The organism is Streptomyces sp. NPDC005483 (assembly GCF_040606035.1).
In the GTDB taxonomy this organism is placed as follows: domain Bacteria; phylum Actinomycetota; class Actinomycetes; order Streptomycetales; family Streptomycetaceae; genus Streptomyces.
In genome coordinates, this window is record NZ_JBEXEA010000017.1 from 209809 (window position 1) to 233789 (window position 23981).

Below are 23981 nucleotides of genomic sequence, written 5' to 3' on the forward strand. Positions count from 1 at the left end.
CATGCCCGACGGCTTTTCCGTGGACCTCGGCGCGCTCCGCAAGGCCGCCTCCGGGATCAGCACCACGCTGGACGCGATGGCCACCAAGAAGGTGAGCGACATCGACGTCCCCAAGGGCGACTTCGGACACGACGAACTGGCCTCCGCGATCGTCGACTTCACCGACCGGTGGAACATCGGCGTCTCGCACCTGGCCTCCGACGGCTCCGAGGTCTCCGACCGGCTGAACCGCTGCGTCACGAACTACGAAGCGGCCGAGCAGCACATCCAGCTCTCCACCGAGGGCATCCTTCAGTCGCCCTCCGGAACAGACCCGGGGGCGTCCTGATGGCCGAGCTCGGCGAGACGTCGGACCCCCGCGCGCTCGTCCCCGGCTCACCGGACTCCCTGACCACGACTGCACAGTCCCTGCTCGCCTACGGTGACGTCCTCATCGAGGCCGGCGAAGGACTGGCGAAGATCGACACCGTGGACGGCTGGCGGGGCCCCGCCGGGGACGCCTTCCGGGACCGTTTCCACGGCCAGCCCGCCCGATGGACCGAGGCGGGCAACGAGTTCCACGCCGCCGCGAACGCGCTGTACGACTACCTCCACACCCTGCGCGCGGCCCAGCAACGCGCCGCCGACGCCATCTCCCGGTACGCGCGCGGCGAGGCGGCCACCACGAACGCCAAGAACGAACACGACCGGCAGGTCACCGAGGCGCGTGGAAAAGGGGACACCACCGAGATCCCCTTCAACGATCCCGGTGAAGCGGACCGTGCCGCCGCCCGCGCGGATCTCGACACGGCCCGCGGCAATGTGAACACCGCCGGACACACCGCGGCCGCGCTGGTGCGGAAGGCCACCGAGTCCGCCCCGGAGCGCCCGGGATTCTGGTCCAAGGTCGGTGACGTTCTCGGCGACGTGGGCGAGGGCCTGCTCGACGGCGGCAAGACCGTCGTCAACGACCTCGCCTCCTTCGGGAACGCCATGGTCCAGCACCCCGGCGACAGCGCGGCGATGCTCGGCGGCATGCTCCTGGCCGGTGTCAGCGCCGGCGGCGAAGGTCTCGGCGTCGCCCTGGACGCCACCGGGGTCGGTGCCATCGCCGGTGTGCCCCTCAACGTGGTCTCCGCCGCCGGGATCACCGCGGGCGTCGGCCTGGCGGGCGCCGGCGCCGTGGACCTCGCCCAGCACGCCACGAGCGACTCCCAGGTCGAACCCCTGCGCATGAACAGCGAGGGCTCCGGCACCGGCGGCTCGTCCCAGCAGCCGGCGTCCGATCTGATCAAGAACGGCCAGAAGTACGAGGGCACTGGTACCGGCTCTGGCCGCGGAGGCCTCAAACTTCCGAAGGAGAACGGTCCGAAGAACGGGACCATGTACAAGACCGATCCACAGACGGGCAAGGTGACCAGCTACTCCACCTACGACTCCGAAGGTCGCGCCTTGAAGCGAGTGGACTTGGAGGGGGCGTCGCACAACGGAGTAGAGACACCACATGTCGTAGAAATGGTGCACAATACCAACCCCAAGACCGGGCAAGTCTTTGTGGGTGAGTCGAAGGACGTGCGCACCGCGTTCCCCTGGGAGATCCCGTGAGCAGCATCAAACCGTCGTGGTCCGAGCGTGAGCTGCCGGCCTTCTTCAAGAAGTGGCGGACCGACTGGAAGAACGAGGATCTCGACCCGGACAACTACCTCGACTTCGAGGGCGGCCTTCGTTTCGTCCTGGCCGCGGCCTGGCTGTTCTGCCCCGAAACGGTCGAGTACCGCGGCTGCGTGTTCCTCAAGGAGCGCTTCCGCCAGAGCACTGTCGACGACTGGTTCACGAAGCTGGGTGACGATCGAAATCGAATCGAAGTCGTCGTCAATCACGTCGAGTTGTGGGGCACCTTCAACAACACCGCCCTCACGGACGACGATCAACTCGGCGAGGAACTGCCCCAACTCGCGCTGGCCCTGGGGGAATGCTGGCAGGGCGTCCTGTCCGCCCGGTACCCCGACCTGGAGATCACCGTCGAGGTCAGCGACGAGGAGGACGGCTCCTACGGTCCGACCGTGACCTTCTGGACCTCCCCGGCCGTCTCACCCTTCGGCTGACACGTCTCACACCCCGGCCGGGCCGCCCCGCAGTCCCTCCCCCAGCCGCCGCAGCCCCTCCCCGATCTCCTGCGGCGTCTGCGTCACGAAGCAGAGCCGCAGGGTCGAGCGGTCGGGCTCACCGGCGTAGAAGGGCGCCCCCGGGACGTAGGCCACATCCCGCGTCACGACCCGCGGCAGCAGCGCGGTCGTGTCGTACGACGACGGAAGCCGCGCCCAGAGGAACATGCCGCCCTCGGGACGCGTCCAGACCGACCCCTCGGGCAGGGCGTCGGCCAGTCCCGTGAGCATGGCGTCCCGCCGCTCCCCGTAGACGCCCGCGACGCGGCGTACATGCGCGTCGAGGTCCCGGTCGGCCAGGTAGCGTGCCGCGGCGAGCTGGTTGACGGTCGGGGTGTGCAGGTCGGCGGCCTGCTTGGCGACCGCGCAGGCCCGCCGCAGCTCGCCGGGCGCCCGTAGCCAGCCCAGCCGCAGGCCGGGGGCCATGACCTTGGAGAAGGACCCGAGCAGCACGACCCGGTCGCGGACCTCCTCGTGGGCGGCGATCCACGGCACCCGCTCGCCCTCGAAGCGGAGTTCGCCGTACGGGTCGTCCTCGACGATCCACAGCCCGCACCGCGCGGCCACGGACGCGACGGCGGCCCGGCGCCCCGCGGACATGGTCCGCCCGGTCGGGTTCTGGAAGGTGGGCACGGTGTAGAGCAGCTTGGGCCGCTCCCGCACGACGAGCTCCTCCAGCGCCACGGGATCGGGCCCCTCGTCGTCCCCCGGCACGGCCACCACCCGGGCGCCCGCGAGCCCGAAGGCCTGAAGCGCGGCCAGGTAACAGGGGCTCTCGACGAGGACCGTGTCGCCGGGCTCGATCAGGGCGGTGGCGAGCAGCGACAGCGCCTGCTGCGAGCCGGTCGTGACGAGGACGTCGTCGGCGTCGGTGGCGAGTCCGCGCACCGCCATCCGCTCCGCCAGGGCCGCCCGCAGCACGGGCTCGCCCTCGGTGGTCGAGTACTGGAGCGCCCGCTCGGGCATCTCGGCGAGCACCGCCCGGTATGCCGCCGCGATCCCCTCGGCGTCGAACAGTTCGGGGGCCGGCAGCCCGCCCGCGAAGTTGATGACCTCGGGGCGGGCGGTGACGGCGAGGATGTCCCGTACCGGCGACCCACCGACGGCCCGGGCCCGGGCGGCGAGCGGCGGCACGGAAGCGGACGTGGGCACCGTCATGGCACGGCTCCTGACTCTGCGGAGACTGGGTGCTGCGCAGCCTAAAGAACTGAGTGCCGCCTACAAGCACCTTTCCGCGATACGGACGCCGGACCCCCGCTCACGCCTTGGTGCCGGTCGCCCCGTAGACGTTGATGTCGTCGTCCGTGACGTCGTTGATGTCGCGGTAGCGGATCTTCTCGATGTCGTCGAGGGACTCGAAGTCCTCCGCGTCGATGGCGGGCGGCGCGGGCGCGGGCCCGGGGTGCCACCGATGCGCGGGCACCACACCGGGCTCGTCCAGCGAGACGCCCGGCACCTCGGTGAAGAACCGCTCCACCTCGCTCCGGGACCGGAACACGAAGGTGAACCCGCGCTCGGTGTAGGTGCGCTGGACCGCGCGGGTGGGCTCGGGATGCATCTCGTCGGTCAGATGGCTGAGCACGATCCGGCTGCCGGAGGGCAGGGCCTCCACGAGCTCCCGCACGATCGGATAGGCCTCGTCGTCCTCGACGAAGTGCAGGAGCGCCACCAGGCACAGTGCGATCGGCTGGTCGAAGTCCAGGGTCTTGGCGGCCTGTTCGAGGATCTGCGCGGGGCTCTTGAAGTCGGCGTCGATGTAGTCCGTGCGCCCCTCGGGCCCGCTCGTGAGCAGCGCGCGGGCGTGCGCCAGCACCACCGGGTCGTTGTCGACGTAGACGACCCGGGAGTCGGGCCGGATCCGCTGGGCGATCTGGTGGACGTTCTCCGCGGTCGGCAGCCCGGTGCCGATGTCGAGGAGCTGCCGGATCCCGTCCCGCGCGGTCAGCCGGTCGACGGCCCGGCGCATGAAGTCGCGGTTGTGGCGTACGTCGAGGTAGCCGCGGGGGTTGGCGGCGAGCGCGGCGGCGGCCGCCGCCCGGTCGGCGGGGTAGTTGTCCTTGCCGCCGAGGAAGACGTCGTAGACACGGGCCGGATGTGCCTTGGTGGTGTCGATCCTCCTGGCCAGCTCGGCCGGGTCCTGGCTCAGCGCGTCACCGGACATGGGCGTCTCCCCTGTGAATGCGTCGGTCCCACGACGGACCACCACCGCGATGGTCAAGAACCTAACTCCCAGGGCGACTTGATGGTGCCCGGTGCCCGAGATGCCCCGTCCCGCATCCCACGCGAGGGACACGGGAAACCACATCCGCACAGGTCAACGCGTTCCCCGCGACGATCCCGTCCCGAATCCCCGGCCAGGCCTGGCGATCGCGCCCTCTCCCCCGCAGCCTGATCCCATGCCCTTCCGACCCCCCACCCCCCGCATACGCACCGCGACGGTCCTCGCCCTCCTCGCCCTGGCCACCCTGACGGGCTGCAAAGACGGCCAGGGCGTACGCGACGAGGGCCCGGCCAAGGACAGGGCGGCGGTCCTCACCCCCGTGGAAAACCAGAAGGCCGCCCAGCACTGACCGGGCGGCCTCGAAGCGGAGTTACGGCATCACACGTGCGCCGGGGCGAAACCCTTCGGGTTGGGGCCGAACTTGTTCTCGCCCGGCTCACCGTCGAGGCAGGTGAAGACGAGGAGGGTGATGCCACCGGCGAGCGGAACCAGACCGAACAGGACCCACCAGCCGCTGCGGCCGGTGTCGTGCAGGCGGCGCACGAGGACGGCGAGGCTGGGGAGCAGGATGGCGACGTAGAAGATGATCGGGATCCACGCCTGCTTGGCCACGGCACCGATGACGGCGAGCACGATGTAGATGATCGTGACGAACAGGGTGTACATCCAGTATTCCTTGCGGCGCGCGCGGCCGCTGAACACGGCGTACTTCTTCAGCACGTCGAGGAAGTAGTTCATGGTGGTGTCCCCCCAGGGATCGGCGTTCGGAACTGTTCCGAATGGATCAGGCCAGGCGCAGAAGATATGGAGGATGTCGGGAACTCGTCAATTCGACGGATGTAAGCGGTCCATCAAGCCGAAGACTCGACGCAGCCCGACAAATCCACCACATCCGGATGCGAATTACGGACAGAACACCAGAAGATCACCAAGCGAAGTGGGCGTTGTTATCCGGACGTTGGCCGGAACGAGCCCCGCCCGTATCCGGACCGAGCTCGAACCGTTGCCGCGACACGCCGCCCGGCGGCGTCGTCAGCCGAGCTTCTGCGCCACCTCGGTGGCCCAGTAGGTGAGGATGTTCTGCGCCCCGGCCCGCTTGATTCCGGTCAGCGCCTCCAGGATCGCGCGGTCCCGGTCGATCCAGCCCTTCTCGGCGGCGGCCTCGATCATCGAGTACTCGCCGGAGATCTGATAGGCGGCGACGGGCACGTCCGCGGCGTCGGCGACCCGCGCGAGGATGTCGAGGTAGGGCCCGGCCGGCTTGACCATCACCATGTCGGCGCCCTCCTCCAGATCGAGGGCGAGCTCCCGCAGCGACTCCCGCGCGTTCGCCGGATCCTGCTGGTACGTCTTGCGGTCACCCTGCAACGAGGAGCCGACGGCCTCCCGGAACGGCCCGTAGAACGCGGAGGCGTACTTGGCCGTGTACGCGAGGATGGCGACATCCTCCCGCCCGATCTGATCAAGGGCATCCCGTACGACCCCGATCTGGCCGTCCATCATCCCGCTGGGCCCGACCACATGGGCACCGGCATCCGCCTGCACCTGGGCCATCTCGGCGTACCGCTCGAGAGTCGCGTCGTTGTCGACCCGCCCCTCGGCGTCCAGCACCCCGCAGTGCCCGTGATCGGTCGTCTCGTCGAGACACAGGTCGGACATCACGAGCAGCTCGTCACCGACCTCGGCCCGCACGTCCCGGAGGGCGACCTGCAGAATCCCGTCCGGGTCGGTGCCCGGCGTCCCCAGAGCGTCCTTCTTCGACTCCTCCGGCACCCCGAAGAGCATGATCCCGGAGATCCCGGCCGCGACGGCCTCCGCGGCGGCCTTCTTCAGGGTGTCCCGGGTGTGCTGCACGACTCCGGGCATGGCCGCGATCGGCACGGGCTCACTGACGCCCTCCCGCACGAACGCCGGAAGGATGAAGTCAGCGGGGTGCAGCCGGGTCTCGGCAACCATCCGCCGCATGACGGGGTTGACCCGCAGCCGCCGGGGCCGCGCACCGGGAAAGGAACCGTACGTCGTCATACACCTAAGCTACGCCCGCCTCGTGGGCCCCTTTGCCGACGTGACGTCGGCCCCCAGCGCGGTTTGTCGAACTCCCCGCGCCCCTGAGGAGTTGCAGTCGCCCACGGTGCGAAGGAGACGGTGCCCCGACCCCACCACTACGAGCAGGCGCTACACACGCCCCCACCGGGCCGCAGCGGGCCGCCGCAGGCATCCAGGGGCGCGGGGAACTGCGCAAAACCTCAGCCCCCACGCACCCGCGGACAAACAACCAACCCCTCAGGTCGTGGACCGCCGCCGCCGAGCCCCCGGCCGCCGCTCACTCGGCCGCGTCACCGGATCGCCGGCCTCGACCGCCGCCGCCCGCCGCTTCAGCCCGAAGTCGGCCAGCGCCTCGGCCAGCTTGTGCACGGACGGCTCGGGAGCCATCACGTCCACCCGCAGCCCGTGCTCCTCGGCGGTCTTCGCCGTGGCGGGACCGATACACGCGATCACGGTCACGTTGTGCGGCTTCCCGGCGATACCGACCAGGTTCCGCACCGTCGACGACGACGTGAAGAGAACGGCGTCGAACCCGCCCCCCTTGATCGCCTCCCGCGTGTCCGCGGGCGGCGGCGAGGCCCGCACGGTCCGGTAGGCGGTGACGTCGTCGACCTCCCACCCGAGCTCGATGAGCCCGGCGACCAGGGTCTCCGTGGCGATGTCGGCGCGCGGCAGGAAGACCCGGTCGATCGGGTCGAAGACGGGGTCGTACGGCGGCCAGTCCTCGAGGAGACCCGCGGCCGACTGCTCCCCGGAGGGCACCAGATCGGGCTTCACACCGAAGGCGACCAGCGCCTTGGCGGTCTGCTCGCCCACCGCGGCGACCTTGATCCCCGCGAAGGCCCGGGCGTCGAGCCCGTACTCCTCGAACTTCTCCCGGACGGCCTTGACGGCGTTGACCGAGGTGAAGGCGATCCACTCGTAGCGCCCGGTCACGAGCCCCTTGACCGCCCGCTCCATCTGCTGGGGCGTTCTCGGCGGCTCGACGGCGATCGTCGGCACCTCGTGCGGCACGGCCCCGTAGGACCGCAGCTGGTCGGAGAGCGAGGCCGACTGCTCCTTCGTACGCGGCACGAGAACCTTCCAGCCGAACAGCGGCTTGTTCTCGAACCACGACAGCTGGTCGCGCTGCGCGGCGGCCGAGCGCTCACCGACCACGGCTATCACCGGCCGGCCGCCCTCGGGCGAGGGCAGCACCTTGGCCTGCTTGAGCGTCTGGGCGATGGTGCCCAGGGTGGCCGTCCAGGTGCGCTGCCGCGTGGTCGTACCGGCGACGGTGACGGTCATCGGGGTGTCGGGCTTGCGCCCGGCCGCGACCAGCTCCCCGGCGGCGGCGCCCACGGAGTCCAGGGACGTCGACACGACCACGGTCCCGTCCGACACCCCCACCTCCGTCCAGCACCGGTCGGAGGCCGTCCGCGCGTCCACGAACCGCACGTCCGCGCCCTGCGCGTCCCGCAGCGGGACACCGGCGTACGCGGGTACACCGACGGCCGCGGCCACACCGGGCACGACCTCGAAGGGAACGCCCGCGCGGACGCAGGCCAGCATCTCCTCGGCGGCGTACGCGTCGAGCCCGGGGTCCCCGGACACCGCACGCACGACCCGCCTGCCACCCCTGGCGGCCTCCATGACAAGATGTGCGGCATCCCGTACAGCGGGGACAGCAGGGGTTGTTGACGTGCCGTCAACGACTGTCAGTTGGGGCGCGCCCGTGCCCGGACCCGGAGCCGAGGGCAACTCGGTGTCCGTGTCCACGACGGCGACGCCCGACCGAGCGTGGACGCGCACGACGTCGAGCACCTCGTGCCCGGCGACGAGAACGTCCGCGTTCGTGAGCGCCTCGACGGCGCGCAGAGTCAGTAGTCCCGGATCTCCGGGTCCGGCACCGAGGAAGGTGACGTGCCCGTGTTCAGGACCGGCGGGAAGGGTGGTGGGGCTCACTGTGCTCGCTCCCCCATCAGACCGGCCGCGCCCTGGGCGAGCATCTCGGTCGCGAGTTCGCGACCGAGCGCCGTTGCCTGGTCGTACGACTCGGGCACGGGACCGGTGGTGGACAACTGCACCATGCGCGAGCCGTCGGTGGTGCCGACGACGCCCCGCAGGCGCATTTCCTTGACAATCTGCCCGTCGGCCAGCAGGTCGGCCAGCGCCCCCACAGGGGCACTGCAACCGGCCTCCAGGGCGGCGAGCAGTGACCGCTCGGCGGTCACGGCCACCCGCGTGAACGGGTCGTCGAGCTCGCCGAGCGCTGCGATCAGGTCCGCGTTGTCCGCGGTGCACTCGATCGCCAGTGCTCCCTGGCCGGGAGCGGGCAAAACTGTGTCGACCGAGAGGAAATCGGTCACTTCGTCGATACGGCCGATGCGCTGCAGCCCTGCCGCGGCCAGCACGACCGCATCCAGTTCACCATCGCGCACGAACCGCACGCGGGTGTCTATGTTCCCCCGGATCGCAACCGTCTCGATATCAAGTCCGTGCACGCGGGCGTACGCGTTCAGCTGCGCGGTACGCCGGGGCGAACCGGTACCGATGCGGGCACCGCGGGGCAGGTCGGTGAACTTGAGGGCGTCCCGGGCGACCAGGACATCACGCGGGTCCTCACGCTCGGGGAGCGCGGCCAGCGTCAACTCGTCCGGCTGCCCGGTCGGCAGGTCCTTCAGCGAGTGCACCGCGAAGTCGACCTCGCCCTTGAGCACGGCCTCCCGCAGCGCGGTCACGAACACACCCGTGCCGCCGATCTGCGCGAGCGCCTCCCTGGACACATCGCCGTACGTGGTGATCTCGACGAGCTCGACAGGCCGTCCGGTCACCTGGCTCACGGCATCCGCCACCCGCCCGGACTGGGCCATGGCGAGTCTGCTCCGCCTGGTCCCGAGCCGTAGCGCCTTGGTACTCATGACGAGCCTCGGTCTTTCTCATCGGTGGTGCTGTCCTCGGCGCGGGAGACGGCGGCCACCGTCTCGGGGTCGAGGTCGAACAGGGTCCGCAGCGCGTCCGCGTACCCGGCCCCGCCGGGCTCGGCCGCGAGCTGCTTGACCCGTACGGTCGGTGCGTGCAGCAGCTTGTCGACCACGCGCCGCACGGTCTGTGTGATCTCCCCGCGCTGCTTGTCGTCGAGGCCCGGCAGCCGCCCGTCGAGCCGCGCGATCTCGTTCGCGACGACATCGGCGGCCATGGTGCGCAGCGCGACGACGGTGGGCGTGATGTGCGCGGCCCGCAGCGCCGCCCCGAAGGCGGCGACCTCGTCCGCGACGATACGGCGGACCTGATCGACGTCGGCCGCCATGGGAGCGTCCGCCGAGGCTTCGGCAAGGGACTCGATGTCGACGAGCCGCACCCCGCCCAGCCGGTGCACGGCGGCGTCTATGTCCCGGGGCATGGCGAGGTCGAGCAGGAAGAGCGAGGGAGCGGGCCGCGGAATCTCGGCGACGGGCTCGGGCCTGCGTCGCTCGGGCACCCGCCCGATGACGGCGGCGGTGGCCGCGAGGGCGGCGATGGCGTCGGCCTCCTGGGCGGGATCGACGACAGCGACGGATCCCTGCGGCCGGGGCGCGTTGTCCACCCAGGCGGCGTGCTGCTCGAGCTCGGAGGCGGCCATCCCGGCGACGGCGGCTTCCCCGAGCACGGAGAAACCAGGGGTGGCCTGCACGGGGGTCAGGTCAAGGGGACAGTTCTCTTCAACTGCGGAGCCTGCGGGCAGTCGTGCCGCTGGGGCGGCTCCCGACCCACGGAAGGGCGGCACCTCGCCGGCGCCGAGTTGCGCGACCCACCCTCGCCCAGCAGCAACAGCCTCAGCCGTCAGCACCAGCCCAGTGGCCCCGGTACAGGACACAACAACATCGGCACGTGTCAGCTCGTCCGGCACCGAATCCATCGGTACCGCACGGGCAACCACGTCCGAGTCGGCCCCGTCGTTGAGGATCTCCGCGAGCCGCTCGGCCCGCTCCGCGGTCCGGTTGGCGACAACGATCTCGGCGACCCCCACCCGCGCCAGCGTCGCCGCGGCGAGCGAAGACATCGACCCGGCCCCGATGACCAGCGCCTTCTTGCCGCGGGCCCAGTCCGGCACCTCCGCGCCGAGAGCAAGCTGCTCCAGCCCGAACGTGACCAGCGACTGCCCGGCCCGGTCGATCCCCGTCTCGGAGTGCGCCCGCTTGCCGACCCGCAGCGCCTGCTGGAACAGGTCGTTCAGCAGCCGCCCGGCGGTGTGCAACTCCTGCGCCCGGGCAAGCGAGTCCTTGATCTGCCCGAGGATCTGCCCCTCGCCCACGACCATGGAGTCGAGACCGCAGGCCACGGAGAAGAGGTGATGGACGGCCCGGTCCTCGTAGTGGACGTACAGATAGGGAGTGAGCTCATCAAGCCCCACCCCGCTGTGCTGAGCGAGCAGCGTCGACAGCTCGGCCACGCCCGCGTGGAACTTGTCCACGTCGGCGTACAGCTCGATCCGGTTGCAGGTCGCGAGCACCGCGGCCTCCGTGGCCGGCTCCGCCGCGACCGTGTCCTGGACCAGCTTCGCCTGCGCATCGGCATGCAGCGCCGCCCGCTCCAGCACACTCACCGGTGCGCTGCGGTGGCTCAGCCCGACGACGAGGAGACTCATGCCGGCATCACGGCGGGTACGTCCCCGTCAGGCCCTTTGTCGCCGGCGGCGGAATCGCCGCGGCCGGCGGCGACCGGACCGGCGCCGTCGGAACTGGCGGCGGCCTCCTCACCGGCCTTGCGCTGCTCGTGGAAGGCGAGGATCTGCAGCTCGATGGAGAGGTCGACCTTGCGCACGTCGACGCCGTCCGGCACGGACAGCACGGTCGGCGCGAAGTTCAGGATGGAGGTGACCCCGGCGGCCACGAGCCGGTCGCAGACCGGCTGGGCGGCACCGGCGGGGGTCGCGATGACACCGATGGACACGCCGTTGTCCTCGATGATCTTTTCGAGGCTGTCCGAGTGCTGCACCGGGATACCCGCGACGGGCTTGCCGGCCATCGCCGGATCAGCGTCGATCAGCGCCGCGACACGGAATCCACGGGACGCGAAGCCGCCGTAGTTGGCGAGAGCGGCGCCGAGGTTACCGATACCGACGATCACGACCGGCCAGTCCTGGGTCAGGCCGAGCTCGCGGGAGATCTGGTAGACGAGATACTCGACGTCGTAGCCGACACCGCGCGTTCCGTAAGAACCCAGGTAAGAGAAGTCCTTGCGCAGCTTCGCGGAGTTGACCCCCGCGGCGGCGGCCAGTTCCTCGGAGGAGACCGTGGGTACCGAGCGCTCGGACAGTGCCGTCAGGGCTCGTAGGTACAGCGGAAGGCGGGCGACGGTGGCCTCGGGAATCCCTCGGCTACGGGTCGCCGGTCGGTGAGTTCGGCCAGTTGCCACGGTGCTCCTGCGGGTAGAGCGGGGCTGTAGGCGGTCACACGTCCCCGGACCGCCCCGTCGAATGCAGGCTATGTCTTTGTGAACGCGTGCACAAAGATGGTGTCCGATTTGCCCGGCCAACGTGACCGGGGTCACGCGCGTCTCTCTCGGAGGCAAAACCGCACACTTCCCTCGTCAATCCTGCCCCCAAGACCACTTCGCCATCGATCCTAAGCGACCGGCCGCAGGAGTTGGACTAGTCGGTCAGGGCCTTGCGGAGGCGTTCTTCGTCCACCCGCCAGAACGTGTGCTGCTCACCGTCGACGAGCACGACGGGGATCTGCTCCCAGTACTGCTCGTGGAGTTGAGGATCCTGGTCGATGTCCTTGTACTCCCAGGGAACCCCGAGATCTCCACATACCTTCTCGATCACCTGCTGTGCGTCATCACACAGATGACAACCCGGTTTACGGATCAGGGTGACGAGCCGGTCCTCGGGGGCCCTGGCCTGCTTTCGGCGGAAGATGGGACTCATGCGGGCCATTCTCCCGCGCGGCGGCCTGGATCGGCGCGCCTGCTTAACGGCACAGTCTCGGAGTGTTCACACCCTTCAAACCTCTCGACTCCGGAACCACCGAACGGACTGGCTATGCTCACGCCATGGCCGCTCTCGGATGGCTCACCCCCCGTAGGCGCTCCGCCACGGCGCGCAGCGTGTTGGCAGGCGAGGCCTCGGCGGAGGCTGCGCGCAAGTCCTCCCAGGAGGTCGCGGAGGCCCCTGGTACGCCACCGGAGCCGCAGTTCCCGGTTCTGGGCGACGACAAGGCCGCCGCCTTCTTCGACCTGGACAACACCGTGATGCAGGGGGCGTCCCTCTTCCACTTCGGCCGTGGCCTGTACAAACGGAAGTTCTTCGAGACCCGCGATCTCGCCCGCTTCGCCTGGCAGCAGGCCTGGTTCCGGCTGGCCGGCTCCGAGGACCCCGAGCACATGCAGGAGGCCCGCGACTCGGCGCTCTCCATCGTCAAGGGCCACCGCGTCGCCGAGCTCCAGTCGATCGGCGAGGAGATCTACGACGAGTACATGGCCGAGCGCATCTGGCCGGGCACCCGCGCGCTGGCGCAGGCGCACCTGGACGCCGGCCAGAAGGTGTGGCTGGTCACCGCGGCTCCGGTGGAGATCGCCCAGGTGATCGCACGCCGCCTCGGCCTGACCGGTGCCCTCGGCACGGTGGCCGAGTCGGTGGACGGCGTCTACACGGGCAAGCTGGTCGGTGAGCCCCTCCACGGCCCCGCGAAGGCGGAGGCGGTCCGGGCCCTGGCGGCGGCGGAGGGGCTCGACCTGTCGCGCTGTGCGGCGTACAGCGACAGCCACAACGACATCCCAATGCTCTCGCTGGTGGGCCACCCCTACGCCATCAACCCGGACACCAAGCTCCGCAAGCACGCCCGTCAACTCGACTGGCGCCTGCGCGACTACCGCACGGGCCGCAAGGCGGCCAAGGTCGGCATCCCGGCGGCGGCGGGCGTGGGAGCGGTGGCCGGCGGCACGGCGGCGGCGATCGCCCTGCACAGGCGCCGCCGGTAACCAGGCAAACACACCAATCCCTGGGTTTTGCGCGCGTAACCCTGTGTGCAGGCACATTGGCTGCACACGGCCACAACACACCCCGTTCCCTGACAGAACACGACCGCCATCGATCAACAAACGGTCACTCTGTGGCACTTGAACGGCTCCCAATCGGTTACAGAAGCGACGTAATCGATGAATAGAGCAACTGGGTGTAGCAGGGCCTGCACTAAGCGTTATTCTCCTCAGACGCAATCCGGTACCTCTCCGTCGCTACGACGGGTGAACGGTCCCGCACTGCACGTGATGGAAGCTCTGCCTCTGGGAGTCCCGTGTACCCACACGTCGGGGTTGACGCCTCGGGCCTGGCTACGCTGCGCGCAACGGTCCAAGACCTGTTGCGCGGCTTCGTCCCCACCGCGTACGCCGTCCCCGCCCTCGCCGTAGCCGCGGCACCGATCGGCCCGTGCTACGCACTGGCCGACGGTTCCGCGGCCGTCGGCAGACGAGGGCGTTCTACCGGCGCCGCCCCCGCCCGCCGTCCCGCCGCGGACAGCGACAGCGCCCGCATGATGGGCCTGGTCGAACGCGCCCAGGCCGGCGAGGCCGACGCCTTCGGCCGCCTGTACGACCAGTACAGCGACACCGTGTACCGGTACATCTATTACCGGGTAGGAGGTAAGGCCACCGCCGAGGACCTGACGAGCGAGACGTTCCTGCGCGCGCTCAGAAGGATCGGCACCTTCACCTGGCAGGGCCGTGACTTCGGCGCCTGGCTCGTCACCATCGCCCGCAACCTCGTCGCCGACCACTTCAAGTCGAGTCGGTTCCGGCTCGAGGTCACCACCGGCGAGATGCTCGACGCCAACGAGGTCGAGCGCTCACCAGAGGACTCCGTCCTGGAGTCCCTCTCCAACGCCGCACTGCTGGACGCCGTCCGCCGGCTCAACCCCCAGCAGCAGGAGTGCGTGACCCTCCGTTTCCTCCAGGGTCTCTCCGTCGCCGAGACCGCCCGGGTGATGGGCAAGAACGAGGGGGCCATCAAGACCCTCCAGTACCGGGCCGTCCGCACCCTGGCCAGGCTCCTCCCGGACGACGTCCGCTGAGAGCCCACGCCCGGTAACCGCCAACTCGCTCTCGGTGAAAGTCCGTTGCCTCCCCGATCCGATCATCCGCAGTCCGTAACCCAAGTGCCACGCCGCTCGTTGTGCGGGATGCAGGCTCCCTGTGGTCACTCCCTGGCCGACTCCGATCACCCGATCGTGTGCTTGTGCTCAGGGCGTGCAACCCTCAGGACCCCCTGGGGAGTCGACCGTCATGACGAGAGGAGGTGCCGCCAGTGATCGCGAACGTATCGGCGCACCGGCGGGCGAACGCCTTCGCCCAGGCCCTGGAGGAGCAGTCCGACCGGGACCCGGCGGCCGAGCAGTCCGAAGGACCAGCGCCGGCCGCCGCGGACCATCCCGATCCGGACCGTCTTTTGGCCCTCGCGGAGTGTCTCGGCGAGTTGCCCAGGCCTGAGCTGGACCCGGAGGTCAAGGTCGTCCAGCGAGCCCAGCTGGTGGCCGCGATGGAGGCCATGCTGCTGGAGGGCGACGGGGCGGAACCCGCGGTTCCCGGGCAGCGCTCCCATCGGGCCAAGGGCACCCACCGGGCGGGCCCGCTCGGGAAACTGCGACCGCGTTCCCGGCTCACCAAGACCCTGGCCGCGGGCGGCCTGAGCGTCGGAGTCGCCGCCGGGGCCTTCGGCGGAGTGGCCGCGGCCAGCTCGGACGCCCTGCCCGGGGACTCGCTGTACGGCCTCAAGCGCGGCATCGAGGACTTCAAGCTGACCTACCTGTCCGACGGGGACGACGAGCGCGGTGTCGCCTACCTCGACCAGGCCTCCACCCGGCTGAACGAGGCCCGCCGACTGATGGAGCGCGGCCGGGGCGGTCACCTCGACCACGAGTCCGTGGGTGAGATCCGCCGCGCCCTGTCCGGCATGCAGTACGACGCCTCCGAGGGCCACCGACTGCTGCACGAGGCATACGAACGCGACCCGAACTCCCTGGGGCCCATCCAGGCCCTCGCCGGCTTCTCGCGCTCGCACCGCGAGGCCTGGGGTGCGCTCCGCGATCGGCTGCCCGTCCAGCTCGGCGACGTCAGCGACCAGGTGTCCGACGTCTTCGACGCCATAGACGAAGAGGTCGCGCCGCTCCAGTCCCTGTTCCCCCAGCCCCCGGCCCAGGGCGGCGGCGAGGGAGGGCAGCGACAGGGCGGCTCCGGCTCGGCGTCCTCGGACACCTCGACCGGTTCCGGGCACTCGACGGCCCCCGGGACCGGCGGCTCCACCGAGCGCAACGGCGGCAGCAGCCCCAGCAAGCCTGCCGCCTCCGGCAGCGCGGACGACGGCCTGATCGGTGGCAACACCGGCGGCCTCCTCGACCTGCCGAAGGACACCGGCACCGCCACCCCGACGTCCCCGGCCCCCTCGGCCGACCCGGACGTCACCCTCCCGCCCCTCCTCCCGGGCCTCCTGCCCGGCCTGGGCATCAACGGCGAGGACGCGAGCTAGCTCGTCCGGTACGACGGTGGGGGCGCCCTTCCTGCGAAGGGCGCCCCCACCGTCGTACCAAAACCAACCTCAGAAGAACACCGACCGCCGCTGCACCAAGAGCTTGGCCCCTCCTGTCTGCTGCCCTCACACTGCTGCGCAGGCATCGGACAGCCGCGCCGGACTCCGTCCAGTGTCCTGCGGTCGCCCCAGCGGAACCACCCCGTCAGAAGAACACCGACCGCCGCTGCACCAAGAGCTTGTACAGCGTGTGCTGGATCTGTTCCCTGACCTGGTCGGTGAGGTTGAACATCAGCATCGGGTCCTCGGCGGCCTCCGGCGGATAGCCGTCCGTGTGGATCGGATCGCCGAACTGGATCGTCCACTTCGTCGGGAGCGGCACCGCGCCCAGCGGGCCGAGCCACGGGAAGGTCGGCGTCAGCGGGAAGTACGGGAAGCCCAGCAGACGCGCGAGGGTCTTCGCGTTGCCGATCATCGGGTAGATCTCCTCCGCGCCCACGATCGAGCACGGAATGATCGGGGTGCGCTGGCGCAGGGCCGTGGAGACGAAACCGCCCCGGCCGAAGCGCTGGAGCTTGTAGCGCTCGCTGAAGGGCTTGCCGATGCCCTTGAAGCCCTCCGGCATCACACCGACCAGTTCCCCGCGCCCCAGCAGCCGTTCGGCGTCCTCGGCGCAGGCGAGCGTGTGACCGGCCTTGCGGGCGAGTTCGTTGACCACCGGCAGCATGAACACCAGGTCCGCCGCCAGCAGCCGTAGATGCCGGTTCGCGGGGTGGTGGTCGTGGACGGCGACCTGCATCATCAGCCCGTCCAGCGGCAGCGTCCCGGAGTGGTTGGCGACGATCAGCGCGCCGCCCTCCGCCGGGATGTTCTCGACGCCCTTCACCTCGACCCGGAAGTACTTCTCGTACACCGGCCGCAGCAGGGACATCAGGACCTGGTCGGTGAGCTCCTCGTCGTACCCGAAGTCGTCGACCTCGTAGTCGCCGGTGAGCCGGCGGCGCAGGAAGCTGAGGCCCCCGGCGATGCGCCGCTCCAGGCTCCCCTCGCCGCCCTCGTCGTTCGCCTGCTGCGGCGGCTCTTCCTCACGCGTCACAGGAACATCATCCTGCGCGGAGACCTCGCTGGGCAGGGGCTGGACCTCACGGACCGGCGCGGGCTCGGTGCCCTTGCGCCGGCTCCCCGCGCTCCGGCGCCGCGCCGGCCGCTGTACGGCGCCTGCGCGGGACCGGTCGTCGTCGAACGGAATGACCTTGGCGTCCGCCATCGTTGATGCGCTCCTCAGTTGGCGCTCTGCGTCGGGGGGTGGCCACTGCCCGCCAGGGGCTGCAGCGCGGCGATCCGGTCGACGGCCCCCGCGACGGCCTCCGGCGGCAGCAGCCCGGGGCCCTGGCTGTGCGCGAAGTCCGCGAAGGTCTCCGCCGTCGTGTGCTTCGGCCGGAATCCCAGCGTCTCGCGCATCTGGACCGTCGACACGACCCGGCCGTGGGTCAGCAGCCGGATCTGCTCGGGCGAGAAGTCCGTCACTCCCAGGGTACGCACCAGCGACCCGGCCCAGGTGACGGCCGGCAGTAGCAGGGGCACGGTGGGCCGCCCGAGTCGCCGGGAACACTGCGACAGCAACAGGACGCCGTCGCCCGCGATGTTGAAGGTGCCACTGTTGAGCGTGCCCCGCTCCGGTTCGTGCGAGGCGATCCTGAGCACCTCGATCACGTCGTCCTCGTGCACGAACTGCAGCCGGGGGTCGTACCCGAACACGGTCGGCAGCACCGGCAGCGCGAAGTACGAGGCGAGCGGGGTGTCCGCCGTCGGCCCCAGGATGTTGGCGAACCTGAGCACACACACGGCCACGTCGGGGCGCCGCCGCGCGAACCCCCGCACATACCCCTCGACCTCGACCGTGTCCTTGGCGAAGCCGCCGGAGGGCAGGGACTTGGGCGGAGTGGTCTCCGTGAACACGGCGGGATCGCGGGGCGCGGACCCGTAGACGTTCGTACTGGACTTCACCACGAGCCGCTTGACGTTCGGCGACTTCTGGCAGGCACCGAGCAGCTGCATGGTGCCGATGACGTTGGTCTCCTTGACCGTGGTCCGGCTCCCGCTGCCGAGCGCCATCGCCGTCACATCCAGGTGTACGACCGTGTCGGCGGCCGTCTCGGCCAGTACCCGCGCGATGCCGGGCTGTCTGATGTCGGCCTGGATGAAGTCGGCACCGCCCAGATGGTGCTCCGGCGACACCGCGTCCACGGCGATCACCCGGTCCACCCGCGGGTCACGCTGTATGCGTCGTACGAACCGGCCCCCCAGCTGTCGGGCCACTCCGGTAACGAGCACGACCTTTCCCAAGATCAGCGCCTTCCTTCCAGCCGTAGTCCAGCCCTGGTACCAGTCCTGTGCCGCGTTCCCCGTGTCCGGCCAACTTAGCGGTTCGATGTTGCGCTGTGATGACCGCCCACTGCACGAGGTGACGACATCCAGCCCACCGCCACGTCCCGACACGCGTGTGGCCCCCCACCGATATCAGGTGGGGGGCCACAAACACGCTTACGCGGCGTCGCTTACTTCTTGTTGCGACGCTGAACGCGCGTGCGCTTCAGCAGCTTGCGGTGCTTCTTCTTGGCCATCCGCTTGCGCCGCTTCTTGATAACAGAGCCCACGACTACCCTCGCTCACTTCTCATCACTCGGTGCTGGGCGCCATGGGCCCATACGACCTACGAGGGGTCAGCCTACCCGCCCGAGCGCTGAGGTCGTAATCGAGGTGAACCGGGGAGATCCGGCAGGGGTCCGCGAGTGCCCTGAGGCCCCCTTGGAACCTCCCCGAGTCCGGTCGCCGTCAGGCCGTCTCCACCCCCACATAACTCTCGCGGAGGTACTCGTGAACCGCGTTCTCGGGGACACGGAAGGACCGTCCCACCCTGATCGCGGGCAGATGACCGCTGTGCACCAGCCGGTACACGGTCATCTTCGACACTCGCATCACCGAGGCGACTTCCGCCACGGTAAGGAACTGAACCTCGCTCAGAGGCCTCTGTTCAGCAGCCATGACACACCTGAACCTTCCGCACTCGACGGCCACCGGCTTCCCCTTCCGGTGACTCTTCGTCGCTGCGTGCTCACTCCCCAATGTAGGGGCGGGTGATGCAAGTGGGGAAGAGGTGCACCCATCGGCGGCCTACTGTGACAGACACGCTCGATTGAGTACGTAGCGGGTCAGCGGCCGGTAGTAATCAGACCGCACGGCGTCATCAAGTGGAACGACGACGGACACGGCGCCCTCGGCCTCCCCCACGAAGAGCGCGGGGTCGTCCGTATCGGCGGGCCCCATCGCCTCGAACCCCAGCTGACCTGCTCCGCAGACCCATCCGTGATCCCCGATCACGAGCTCCGGAAGCGGCCCGCCGCTCTCGGCCGCGGCCGCCAGCGCGGTACGAACCGGGAGCGGTGAATGCGTGTGTGCGCCCGGCTCACCACCGGAGCACTCCGCGTCCGGTTCCCGTACGAGCGCGACTCCTCGTACGTACTCAAGGTTGTACGTACGTAGACCGAACCGGGTCGTTATGTCGACACGGCGACCATGCGCAGGGGTGAGGACGGCACATCCCGCCGCCGAGAGGGCGTCCGCGAGGGCGACGTAGAACCCGAGCAGTCGGTGCGGATGACCGGTGCCGAGAAGCACGGCCCCGCTGCGCTGGGCAACTGCCGCGAGCCGCTCCGCGAAGGCGTCGAGCGCGGCGAGTGTCCGCTCAGGATCGATCACATCATGGCCAGTTGCATGCCGAGGGTTGCCCGAAACCCCGCACTTGTCGGCCATGAGACCGATCAGATCTCGCTCAGTCCACGACCATTCAGGATCAATCCCGATCAGCACCCTCGGATCCCGAGCCGCGAACAACCGGTAACTCCGCAGACTCTCCTCCCGCGAGGTGGCCACGGGTCCGGCCAGACGAGCGGCCAGCAGATGGGCGCGGAGGGCACCGGTGCTCAACACGGAGTGATGGTGGCGGATGCGCGGCGGCGCTACGTGGGGAACAGAGATTTACCGCACAGTCGGAGTAACGGGGACTGCACCCACCCAGGGGCGCGGGGCTGTCTCAATATGCGGCTCCGCCGCGTGGGCGCGACCAGCCACAAAGCACCCGCAGCCGCCAGACGGCACAGCCACGCGCATCCTTAGGCCAACAACCCCCGAAACGGAAACACCGCCCGCCGAGTAGCCAGCACAGCCTGATCCAGCCGATCCGCAGGGTCGTACCCCGCATCCCACTCCGCATAGGACACCGGCCACCGCCCATCGGTCATCCGCGCCGGCGCCAACTGCCGCGTCCGCGCGAACACCTCCTGCCGCCACCCCTCGGGAATCATCGCCTCGGGCTCGATGGCCCGCCCCGCGGCGATGGCCACCAGATGGGTCCAGGACCGGGGCACGACATCCACGACGGCGTATCCCCCGCCCCCGAGCGCGATCCACTTCCCCCCGGCGTACTCGTGCGCCAGCTCATGACAGGCGACCTGGACAGCCCGCTGCGCGTCCAACGACACCGCGAGATGAGCCAGCGGATCCTCGAAGTGCGTGTCCGCTCCGTGCTGCGTCACCAGCACATCCGGCCGGAAGTCCGCGACGAGCTCCGGCACCACGGCGTGGAACGCCCGCAACCACCCCGCGTCCCCCGTCCCCGCCGGCAACGCCACATTCACGGCGCTGCCCTCAGCCGAGTCCGCTCCCGTCTCCTCGGGCCACCCGGTCTGCGGAAACAGCGTCCGAGGATGCTCGTGCAACGAGATCGTCAGCACCCGCGGATCCTCCCAGAACGCCGCCTGCACCCCGTCCCCGTGATGCACGTCGACATCCACATAGGCGACCCGCCGGGCCCCCAGCTCCAGCAGCCGCGCGATGGCGAGCGAGGCGTCGTTGTAGATGCAGAACCCGGACGCTCCCCCCGGCATCGCATGGTGCAGCCCACCCGCGAAGTTCACCGCGTGCAGCGCGTCCCCGCGCCACACGGCCTCCGCCGCTCCCACTGACTGCCCGGCGATCAGCGCGGACACCTCGTGCATCCGCTCGAAGGCCGGATCGTCCATCGTCCCCAGCCCGTACGACTGGTCGGCCGCCCCGGGGTCCACGGAGGCCGCCTTCACGGCCTCGACGTAGTCCTCCCGGTGCACGAGCCGCAGCGTCGAGTCGCCCGCCGCCTTCGCGGCCACGACCTCCATGTCCCGGTCCAGCCCGAAGGCGTCCACCAGTCGCCGGGTCAGGTCGAGCCGGACCGGATCCATCGGATGGTCCGGACCGAAGTCATAGCCCGTTACTGCCTCGTCCCACATCAGCTGTGCGCGGCCGCTCATGCCCGCCACCGTATCGGTCCGGTTGAGCCGCGAACGACTTGGCGTACACCAGCGTCACCAGCACCAACACCATCGGCACCAGCATGGCCCCGCGATAGCTCCACGCGTCCCCCAAGGCCCCCACCAAGGGCGAACCGATCAGGAACCCCACGTAGTTGAAGACGTTGAGCCGAGCGACCGCCGCGTCCGAGGCCCCCGGGAACAACCGCCCGGCCGCGGCGAAGGTCTGCGGCACCAGCACACACAGCCCGAGCCCCAGCAGCGTGAACCCGAGCATCCCCACCCACGGCCCCGGCGCCACCGCCACGACCGCGAACCCCACGGCAGCCACCACCGCCCCCGCCCGTACGACCGTCGCCGCCCCGAACCGCCGTACCCCGAGGTCCCCGATGGCCCGCCCCAGCAGGGTCGTCACCATGTAGACGTTGTACGGCACGGTCGCCAGCTGCTCGCTGCTCCCGAGCACGTCCTGGAGGTACTTCGCACTCCAGTTGGAGACGGTGGAGTCCCCGATGTAGGCGAACGTCATCACCAGGCACAGCGGCAGCAGCAGCTTGAAGACGATCCCGTCTCCACCGCCCGGCGCCTTCTCCTCCTCGGCGGCACCGTCCCCGTCGACGTACCACCGACTCCCCACCAGGCACAGCGGCACCAGCACCACCACGACCGGCAGATAGGACACGAACAGCGCGAGATGCCAGTGCGCCCCGACCCAGGCGAGCGAGGCACCCACGATCCCGCCGAGACTGAACACCGCGTGGAAACTCAGCATGATGCTGCGCCCGTACGACCGCTGCAGGCTCACCCCGAGCATGTTCATGGACGCGTCGAGCATGCCGACGGCGAGCCCGAAGGCGGCGAGCGAGACCCCCAGCTCGACCGTCGAGTCCCCGGCCCCCACGCCGAGCAGCGCCAGGAGCACGACGGGCTGCGCGAACCGCAGCAGCCGGCTGGGCCGTATTCGCTTCACCAGGTGCTCGGTCGAGACGCTGCCGACCCCGGCGAGGATCGGCACGGCGGCCAGGAAGGCCGGCAACAGCGCGTCGGAGACGCCGTACCGGTCCTGGATCGCGGGGATCCTAGTCACCAGCAGGGCGAAGGCGACGCCTTGCGCGAAGAAGCTGAACGCCAGCGAGGCCCTACCGCGCCGCAGCACATCTGTCATGGCGGCGAGCGTAGGGCCCCGGCGTACTCGTGGGTAGATCCAGCCAAAGATGAGTTTCTCTCAGCTTTATCGGGCGAGGGCGACTTCCGGCCTCACGGAGGCGCAGCCCTTCGTCTCGGCGACGAGCATCCGGGCCATGGGTCCGGCCCCGATCGCCCCGCTGACCAGGAACGCCACCGCCATCGACACGACCATGACCACGGACCCGAGCCACACCATCGTGTCCACCGGCAGCGTGTACGCCCCCACGACCCGCAGCACACACTCCGTCAGCAGTACGACGCCCCACACCACGGAGAACCGCCGCTCGGCCCGCCGGAAGTCCTCCGACGCCCCCTGGAGCCGCGTCCAGGCGGCCTCCCGCTCCGCGATCCCCTTCACCAGCCAGGGCTTCATGCCCGCGGTCATCATCGGCCTCCCCAGCGCGACGGAGACGAGGATACCGATCCCGATCACACTGCTGACCCCGCTGTCCTTGGCGAGCATCAGCCGCGGGTCGCCGGCCACGAAGCTGAGCAGCAGCCCCACGACGTTGACGACGAGGATGAGGGCGGCCAGACCGTTGACCGTCCGCTCCTTCACCACACTCCAGCCGGTCCGCACGGCCGGGACGACACTGCTGAGGCCCAGCGCCATCAACGTGCTCATCCCGAGCCCGTCCTTGAGCAGGTAGTACGCCCCGATCGGCACAGCCACGTCCACGATCAGAGGAGCCAGGTTCGCACGCTTCGAGTTCGTCTTCGTCGTCATGCCGTCAGCTTCTCGTCCACCAGAGGGGCGCCGGTAGAAACGATCGTCCGGAGCTCGGCATGACAAATGTCAGACGAGCAGGCCCGTCAACTCGCCCATGTCGGAGAAGAGTTGTGTGGCCCCGGCGAGCTTCGCGGCGGGCGTCATCGCGGTGAACCCGTACACGTCCATCCGCGCCGCGTTGGCCGCCCGCACCCCCAGGGGACTGTCCTCGACCACCACACAGCGTCCGGGCTCGGCCCCCATCCGCTCAGCGGCGTGCAGGAAGAGGTCCGGCGCCGGCTTCCCCCGCCCCACATCCTGCGAACTGAAGATCCACTCGTCCTCGAACCACCGGTCGAGCCCGGTCGCCCGGTGCCCCACCCGGATCCGCTCATGACTCCCGGAGGACGCGACGCAGTACGGCATCCCGTCCGCCGTCAGCTTCTCCAGTACGCCGCTGACGCCGGACACGGCCTTCAACTCCCGCTCGAACGCCGCGAAGACCCTCGCATGGAAGACGTCGTCGAAGTCCGCCGGCAACCGCTGCCCGGTCCGCTCCAGGACGAGATCATGGATCCGGTGCATGGCGGAGCCCATGTAGTCCCGGATGGAGTCCTCATAAGAGGTCGGGTGCCCGAGCTCCGTCAGATAGGCGGCGAGGTGCCGATTGGAGATCGGCTCACTGTCGACAAGAACGCCGTCGTTGTCGAAGATGACGAGGTCATAGCGCATGGCATCGACCCTAAACGCAGAAAACCCCCGTGCCGAATGGCACGGGGGTTTTCTCAAAAATTGTTCGGCGGTGTCCTACTCTCCCACAGGGTCCCCCCTGCAGTACCATCGGCGC

The 23981-nt window shown here is 69.8% G+C and carries 25 protein-coding genes; 7 read left to right on the plus strand and 18 right to left on the minus strand.

The features are described 5' to 3' along the window. Position 1 precedes the first annotated feature (1 nt). The 3 genes from ABZT06_RS30485 to ABZT06_RS30495 are packed head-to-tail and all read left to right on the plus strand — an operon-like array spanning position 2 to position 2084. On the plus strand, positions 2 to 328 hold the full coding sequence (locus ABZT06_RS30485; RefSeq protein ID WP_355747911.1) for a hypothetical protein: 327 nt from the start codon (positions 2 to 4) through the stop codon (positions 326 to 328). Then, positions 328 to 1584 carry a putative T7SS-secreted protein gene (locus ABZT06_RS30490; RefSeq protein ID WP_355747914.1) on the plus strand — a complete coding sequence of 419 codons (1257 nt, stop codon included), beginning with the start codon at positions 328 to 330 and terminating at the stop codon, positions 1582 to 1584. The genes ABZT06_RS30485 and ABZT06_RS30490 overlap by 1 nt, the downstream gene beginning before the upstream one ends. Beyond that, complete coding sequence (locus tag ABZT06_RS30495) at positions 1581 to 2084, plus strand: hypothetical protein (protein WP_355747917.1); 504 nt, start codon at positions 1581 to 1583, stop codon at positions 2082 to 2084. Before ABZT06_RS30490 ends, ABZT06_RS30495 begins: the two co-directional genes overlap by 4 nt. Positions 2085 to 2090: 6 nt before the next feature. Here ABZT06_RS30495 and ABZT06_RS30500 read toward each other — a convergent pair whose 3' ends face one another. Beyond that, positions 2091 to 3302, minus strand: coding sequence for a PLP-dependent aminotransferase family protein (locus ABZT06_RS30500; RefSeq protein ID WP_355747920.1), 1212 nt, complete (start codon positions 3300 to 3302; stop codon positions 2091 to 2093). A 100-nt stretch (positions 3303 to 3402) separates the two neighbouring features. Next, positions 3403 to 4305, minus strand: coding sequence for an SAM-dependent methyltransferase (locus ABZT06_RS30505; RefSeq protein WP_355747923.1), 903 nt, complete (start codon positions 4303 to 4305; stop codon positions 3403 to 3405). A 235-nt stretch (positions 4306 to 4540) separates the two neighbouring features. On the opposite strand from ABZT06_RS30505, the gene ABZT06_RS30510 reads away from it, so the two are divergent. Continuing rightward, a complete protein-coding gene (locus ABZT06_RS30510; RefSeq protein ID WP_355747926.1) occupies positions 4541 to 4714 on the plus strand; it encodes a hypothetical protein in 174 nt (57 codons plus the stop codon). Between the two features lie 29 nt (positions 4715 to 4743). Here the strand turns inward: ABZT06_RS30510 and ABZT06_RS30515 are convergent, their stop codons facing one another. The 7 genes from ABZT06_RS30515 to ABZT06_RS30545 all read right to left on the minus strand — a co-directional run bounded on the left by ABZT06_RS30515 (position 4744) and on the right by ABZT06_RS30545 (position 12310). Continuing rightward, positions 4744 to 5103, minus strand: coding sequence for a DUF805 domain-containing protein (locus ABZT06_RS30515; RefSeq protein WP_355747928.1), 360 nt, complete (start codon positions 5101 to 5103; stop codon positions 4744 to 4746). A gap of 294 nt (positions 5104 to 5397) precedes the next feature. Beyond that, positions 5398 to 6390, minus strand: a complete 993-nt coding sequence (gene hemB / locus ABZT06_RS30520; protein WP_355747931.1) for a porphobilinogen synthase — start codon at positions 6388 to 6390, stop codon at positions 5398 to 5400. A 258-nt stretch (positions 6391 to 6648) separates the two neighbouring features. Then, positions 6649 to 8355 carry a bifunctional uroporphyrinogen-III C-methyltransferase/uroporphyrinogen-III synthase gene (locus ABZT06_RS30525; protein WP_355747934.1) on the minus strand — a complete coding sequence of 569 codons (1707 nt, stop codon included), beginning with the start codon at positions 8353 to 8355 and terminating at the stop codon, positions 6649 to 6651. Then, positions 8352 to 9311 carry a hydroxymethylbilane synthase gene (gene hemC, locus ABZT06_RS30530; RefSeq protein WP_355747937.1) on the minus strand — a complete coding sequence of 320 codons (960 nt, stop codon included), beginning with the start codon at positions 9309 to 9311 and terminating at the stop codon, positions 8352 to 8354. The genes ABZT06_RS30525 and hemC overlap by 4 nt, the downstream gene beginning before the upstream one ends. Further along, positions 9308 to 11017: a glutamyl-tRNA reductase gene (locus tag ABZT06_RS30535; protein ID WP_355747940.1), complete on the minus strand. Its 1710-nt coding sequence runs from the start codon at positions 11015 to 11017 to the stop codon at positions 9308 to 9310. Before ABZT06_RS30535 ends, hemC begins: the two co-directional genes overlap by 4 nt. Beyond that, positions 11014 to 11787, minus strand: a complete 774-nt coding sequence (locus ABZT06_RS30540) for a redox-sensing transcriptional repressor Rex (protein WP_355747943.1) — start codon at positions 11785 to 11787, stop codon at positions 11014 to 11016. Before ABZT06_RS30540 ends, ABZT06_RS30535 begins: the two co-directional genes overlap by 4 nt. Before the next feature lie 235 nt (positions 11788 to 12022). After that, positions 12023 to 12310 carry a glutaredoxin family protein gene (locus ABZT06_RS30545; RefSeq protein WP_355747946.1) on the minus strand — a complete coding sequence of 96 codons (288 nt, stop codon included), beginning with the start codon at positions 12308 to 12310 and terminating at the stop codon, positions 12023 to 12025. Between the two features lie 116 nt (positions 12311 to 12426). Between ABZT06_RS30545 and ABZT06_RS30550 the strand changes: the two genes are divergently transcribed. From ABZT06_RS30550 to ABZT06_RS30560, 3 genes are all read left to right on the plus strand, one after another. Beyond that, complete coding sequence (locus tag ABZT06_RS30550) at positions 12427 to 13353, plus strand: HAD-IB family hydrolase (RefSeq protein WP_355747949.1); 927 nt, start codon at positions 12427 to 12429, stop codon at positions 13351 to 13353. Between the two features lie 314 nt (positions 13354 to 13667). Continuing rightward, positions 13668 to 14441 (plus strand): ECF subfamily RNA polymerase sigma factor, BldN family, encoded by a 774-nt coding sequence (locus ABZT06_RS30555; protein ID WP_355747952.1) that lies wholly within the window; start codon positions 13668 to 13670, stop codon positions 14439 to 14441. Between the two features lie 233 nt (positions 14442 to 14674). Beyond that, entirely contained in the window at positions 14675 to 15892 is a 1218-nt protein-coding gene (locus tag ABZT06_RS30560; RefSeq protein ID WP_355747955.1) for a DUF5667 domain-containing protein, read from the plus strand. Between the two features lie 205 nt (positions 15893 to 16097). On the opposite strand, the gene ABZT06_RS30565 is transcribed toward ABZT06_RS30560, so the two are convergent. From ABZT06_RS30565 to ABZT06_RS30605, 9 genes are all read right to left on the minus strand, one after another. After that, a complete protein-coding gene (locus ABZT06_RS30565) occupies positions 16098 to 17159 on the minus strand; it encodes a lysophospholipid acyltransferase family protein (protein ID WP_355747957.1) in 1062 nt (353 codons plus the stop codon). A 14-nt stretch (positions 17160 to 17173) separates the two neighbouring features. Then, positions 17174 to 18238, minus strand: a complete 1065-nt coding sequence (locus tag ABZT06_RS30570) for an NAD-dependent epimerase/dehydratase family protein (protein ID WP_355747960.1) — start codon at positions 18236 to 18238, stop codon at positions 17174 to 17176. A gap of 212 nt (positions 18239 to 18450) precedes the next feature. Then, on the minus strand, positions 18451 to 18549 hold the full coding sequence (locus ABZT06_RS30575) for an AURKAIP1/COX24 domain-containing protein (protein ID WP_003948845.1): 99 nt from the start codon (positions 18547 to 18549) through the stop codon (positions 18451 to 18453). A 178-nt stretch (positions 18550 to 18727) separates the two neighbouring features. Beyond that, positions 18728 to 18937: a helix-turn-helix domain-containing protein gene (locus tag ABZT06_RS30580; RefSeq protein WP_016437488.1), complete on the minus strand. Its 210-nt coding sequence runs from the start codon at positions 18935 to 18937 to the stop codon at positions 18728 to 18730. 129 nt (positions 18938 to 19066) lie between these two features. Next, positions 19067 to 19882, minus strand: coding sequence for a phosphatase (locus ABZT06_RS30585; protein ID WP_355747964.1), 816 nt, complete (start codon positions 19880 to 19882; stop codon positions 19067 to 19069). Positions 19883 to 20064: 182 nt separating this feature from the next. Beyond that, entirely contained in the window at positions 20065 to 21237 is a 1173-nt protein-coding gene (locus tag ABZT06_RS30590; protein WP_355747967.1) for an acetoin utilization protein AcuC, read from the minus strand. Continuing rightward, positions 21188 to 22402, minus strand: a complete 1215-nt coding sequence (locus ABZT06_RS30595; protein WP_355747970.1) for an MFS transporter — start codon at positions 22400 to 22402, stop codon at positions 21188 to 21190. Before ABZT06_RS30595 ends, ABZT06_RS30590 begins: the two co-directional genes overlap by 50 nt. Positions 22403 to 22468: 66 nt before the next feature. Next, positions 22469 to 23152: a VC0807 family protein gene (locus tag ABZT06_RS30600; RefSeq protein ID WP_355747973.1), complete on the minus strand. Its 684-nt coding sequence runs from the start codon at positions 23150 to 23152 to the stop codon at positions 22469 to 22471. A gap of 69 nt (positions 23153 to 23221) precedes the next feature. Continuing rightward, positions 23222 to 23866: an HAD family hydrolase gene (locus tag ABZT06_RS30605; RefSeq protein ID WP_355747976.1), complete on the minus strand. Its 645-nt coding sequence runs from the start codon at positions 23864 to 23866 to the stop codon at positions 23222 to 23224. Between the last annotated feature and the right edge of the window lie 115 nt (positions 23867 to 23981).

What these genes read in the sequence shown, in the direction of transcription:
- ABZT06_RS30545 (WP_355747946.1), bottom strand. Translation starts at nt 12,310, where the DNA reads ATGGCCCGCATGAGTCCCATCTTCCGCCGAAAGCAGGCCAGGGCCCCC.
- ABZT06_RS30490 (WP_355747914.1), top strand. Translation starts at nt 328, where the DNA reads ATGGCCGAGCTCGGCGAGACGTCGGACCCCCGCGCGCTCGTCCCCGGC.
- ABZT06_RS30515 (WP_355747928.1), bottom strand. Translation starts at nt 5,103, where the DNA reads ATGAACTACTTCCTCGACGTGCTGAAGAAGTACGCCGTGTTCAGCGGC.
- ABZT06_RS30535 (WP_355747940.1), bottom strand. Translation starts at nt 11,017, where the DNA reads ATGAGTCTCCTCGTCGTCGGGCTGAGCCACCGCAGCGCACCGGTGAGT.
- ABZT06_RS30510 (WP_355747926.1), top strand. Translation starts at nt 4,541, where the DNA reads ATGCCCTTCCGACCCCCCACCCCCCGCATACGCACCGCGACGGTCCTC.
- ABZT06_RS30565 (WP_355747957.1), bottom strand. Translation starts at nt 17,159, where the DNA reads ATGGCGGACGCCAAGGTCATTCCGTTCGACGACGACCGGTCCCGCGCA.
- ABZT06_RS30505 (WP_355747923.1), bottom strand. Translation starts at nt 4,305, where the DNA reads ATGTCCGGTGACGCGCTGAGCCAGGACCCGGCCGAGCTGGCCAGGAGG.
- ABZT06_RS30605 (WP_355747976.1), bottom strand. Translation starts at nt 23,866, where the DNA reads ATGCGCTATGACCTCGTCATCTTCGACAACGACGGCGTTCTTGTCGAC.
- ABZT06_RS30550 (WP_355747949.1), top strand. Translation starts at nt 12,427, where the DNA reads ATGGCCGCTCTCGGATGGCTCACCCCCCGTAGGCGCTCCGCCACGGCG.
- ABZT06_RS30600 (WP_355747973.1), bottom strand. Translation starts at nt 23,152, where the DNA reads ATGACGACGAAGACGAACTCGAAGCGTGCGAACCTGGCTCCTCTGATC.
- ABZT06_RS30590 (WP_355747967.1), bottom strand. Translation starts at nt 21,237, where the DNA reads ATGAGCGGCCGCGCACAGCTGATGTGGGACGAGGCAGTAACGGGCTAT.
- ABZT06_RS30500 (WP_355747920.1), bottom strand. Translation starts at nt 3,302, where the DNA reads ATGACGGTGCCCACGTCCGCTTCCGTGCCGCCGCTCGCCGCCCGGGCC.
- ABZT06_RS30580 (WP_016437488.1), bottom strand. Translation starts at nt 18,937, where the DNA reads ATGGCTGCTGAACAGAGGCCTCTGAGCGAGGTTCAGTTCCTTACCGTG.
- ABZT06_RS30485 (WP_355747911.1), top strand. Translation starts at nt 2, where the DNA reads ATGCCCGACGGCTTTTCCGTGGACCTCGGCGCGCTCCGCAAGGCCGCC.
- hemC (WP_355747937.1), bottom strand. Translation starts at nt 9,311, where the DNA reads ATGAGTACCAAGGCGCTACGGCTCGGGACCAGGCGGAGCAGACTCGCC.
- ABZT06_RS30595 (WP_355747970.1), bottom strand. Translation starts at nt 22,402, where the DNA reads ATGACAGATGTGCTGCGGCGCGGTAGGGCCTCGCTGGCGTTCAGCTTC.
- hemB (WP_355747931.1), bottom strand. Translation starts at nt 6,390, where the DNA reads ATGACGACGTACGGTTCCTTTCCCGGTGCGCGGCCCCGGCGGCTGCGG.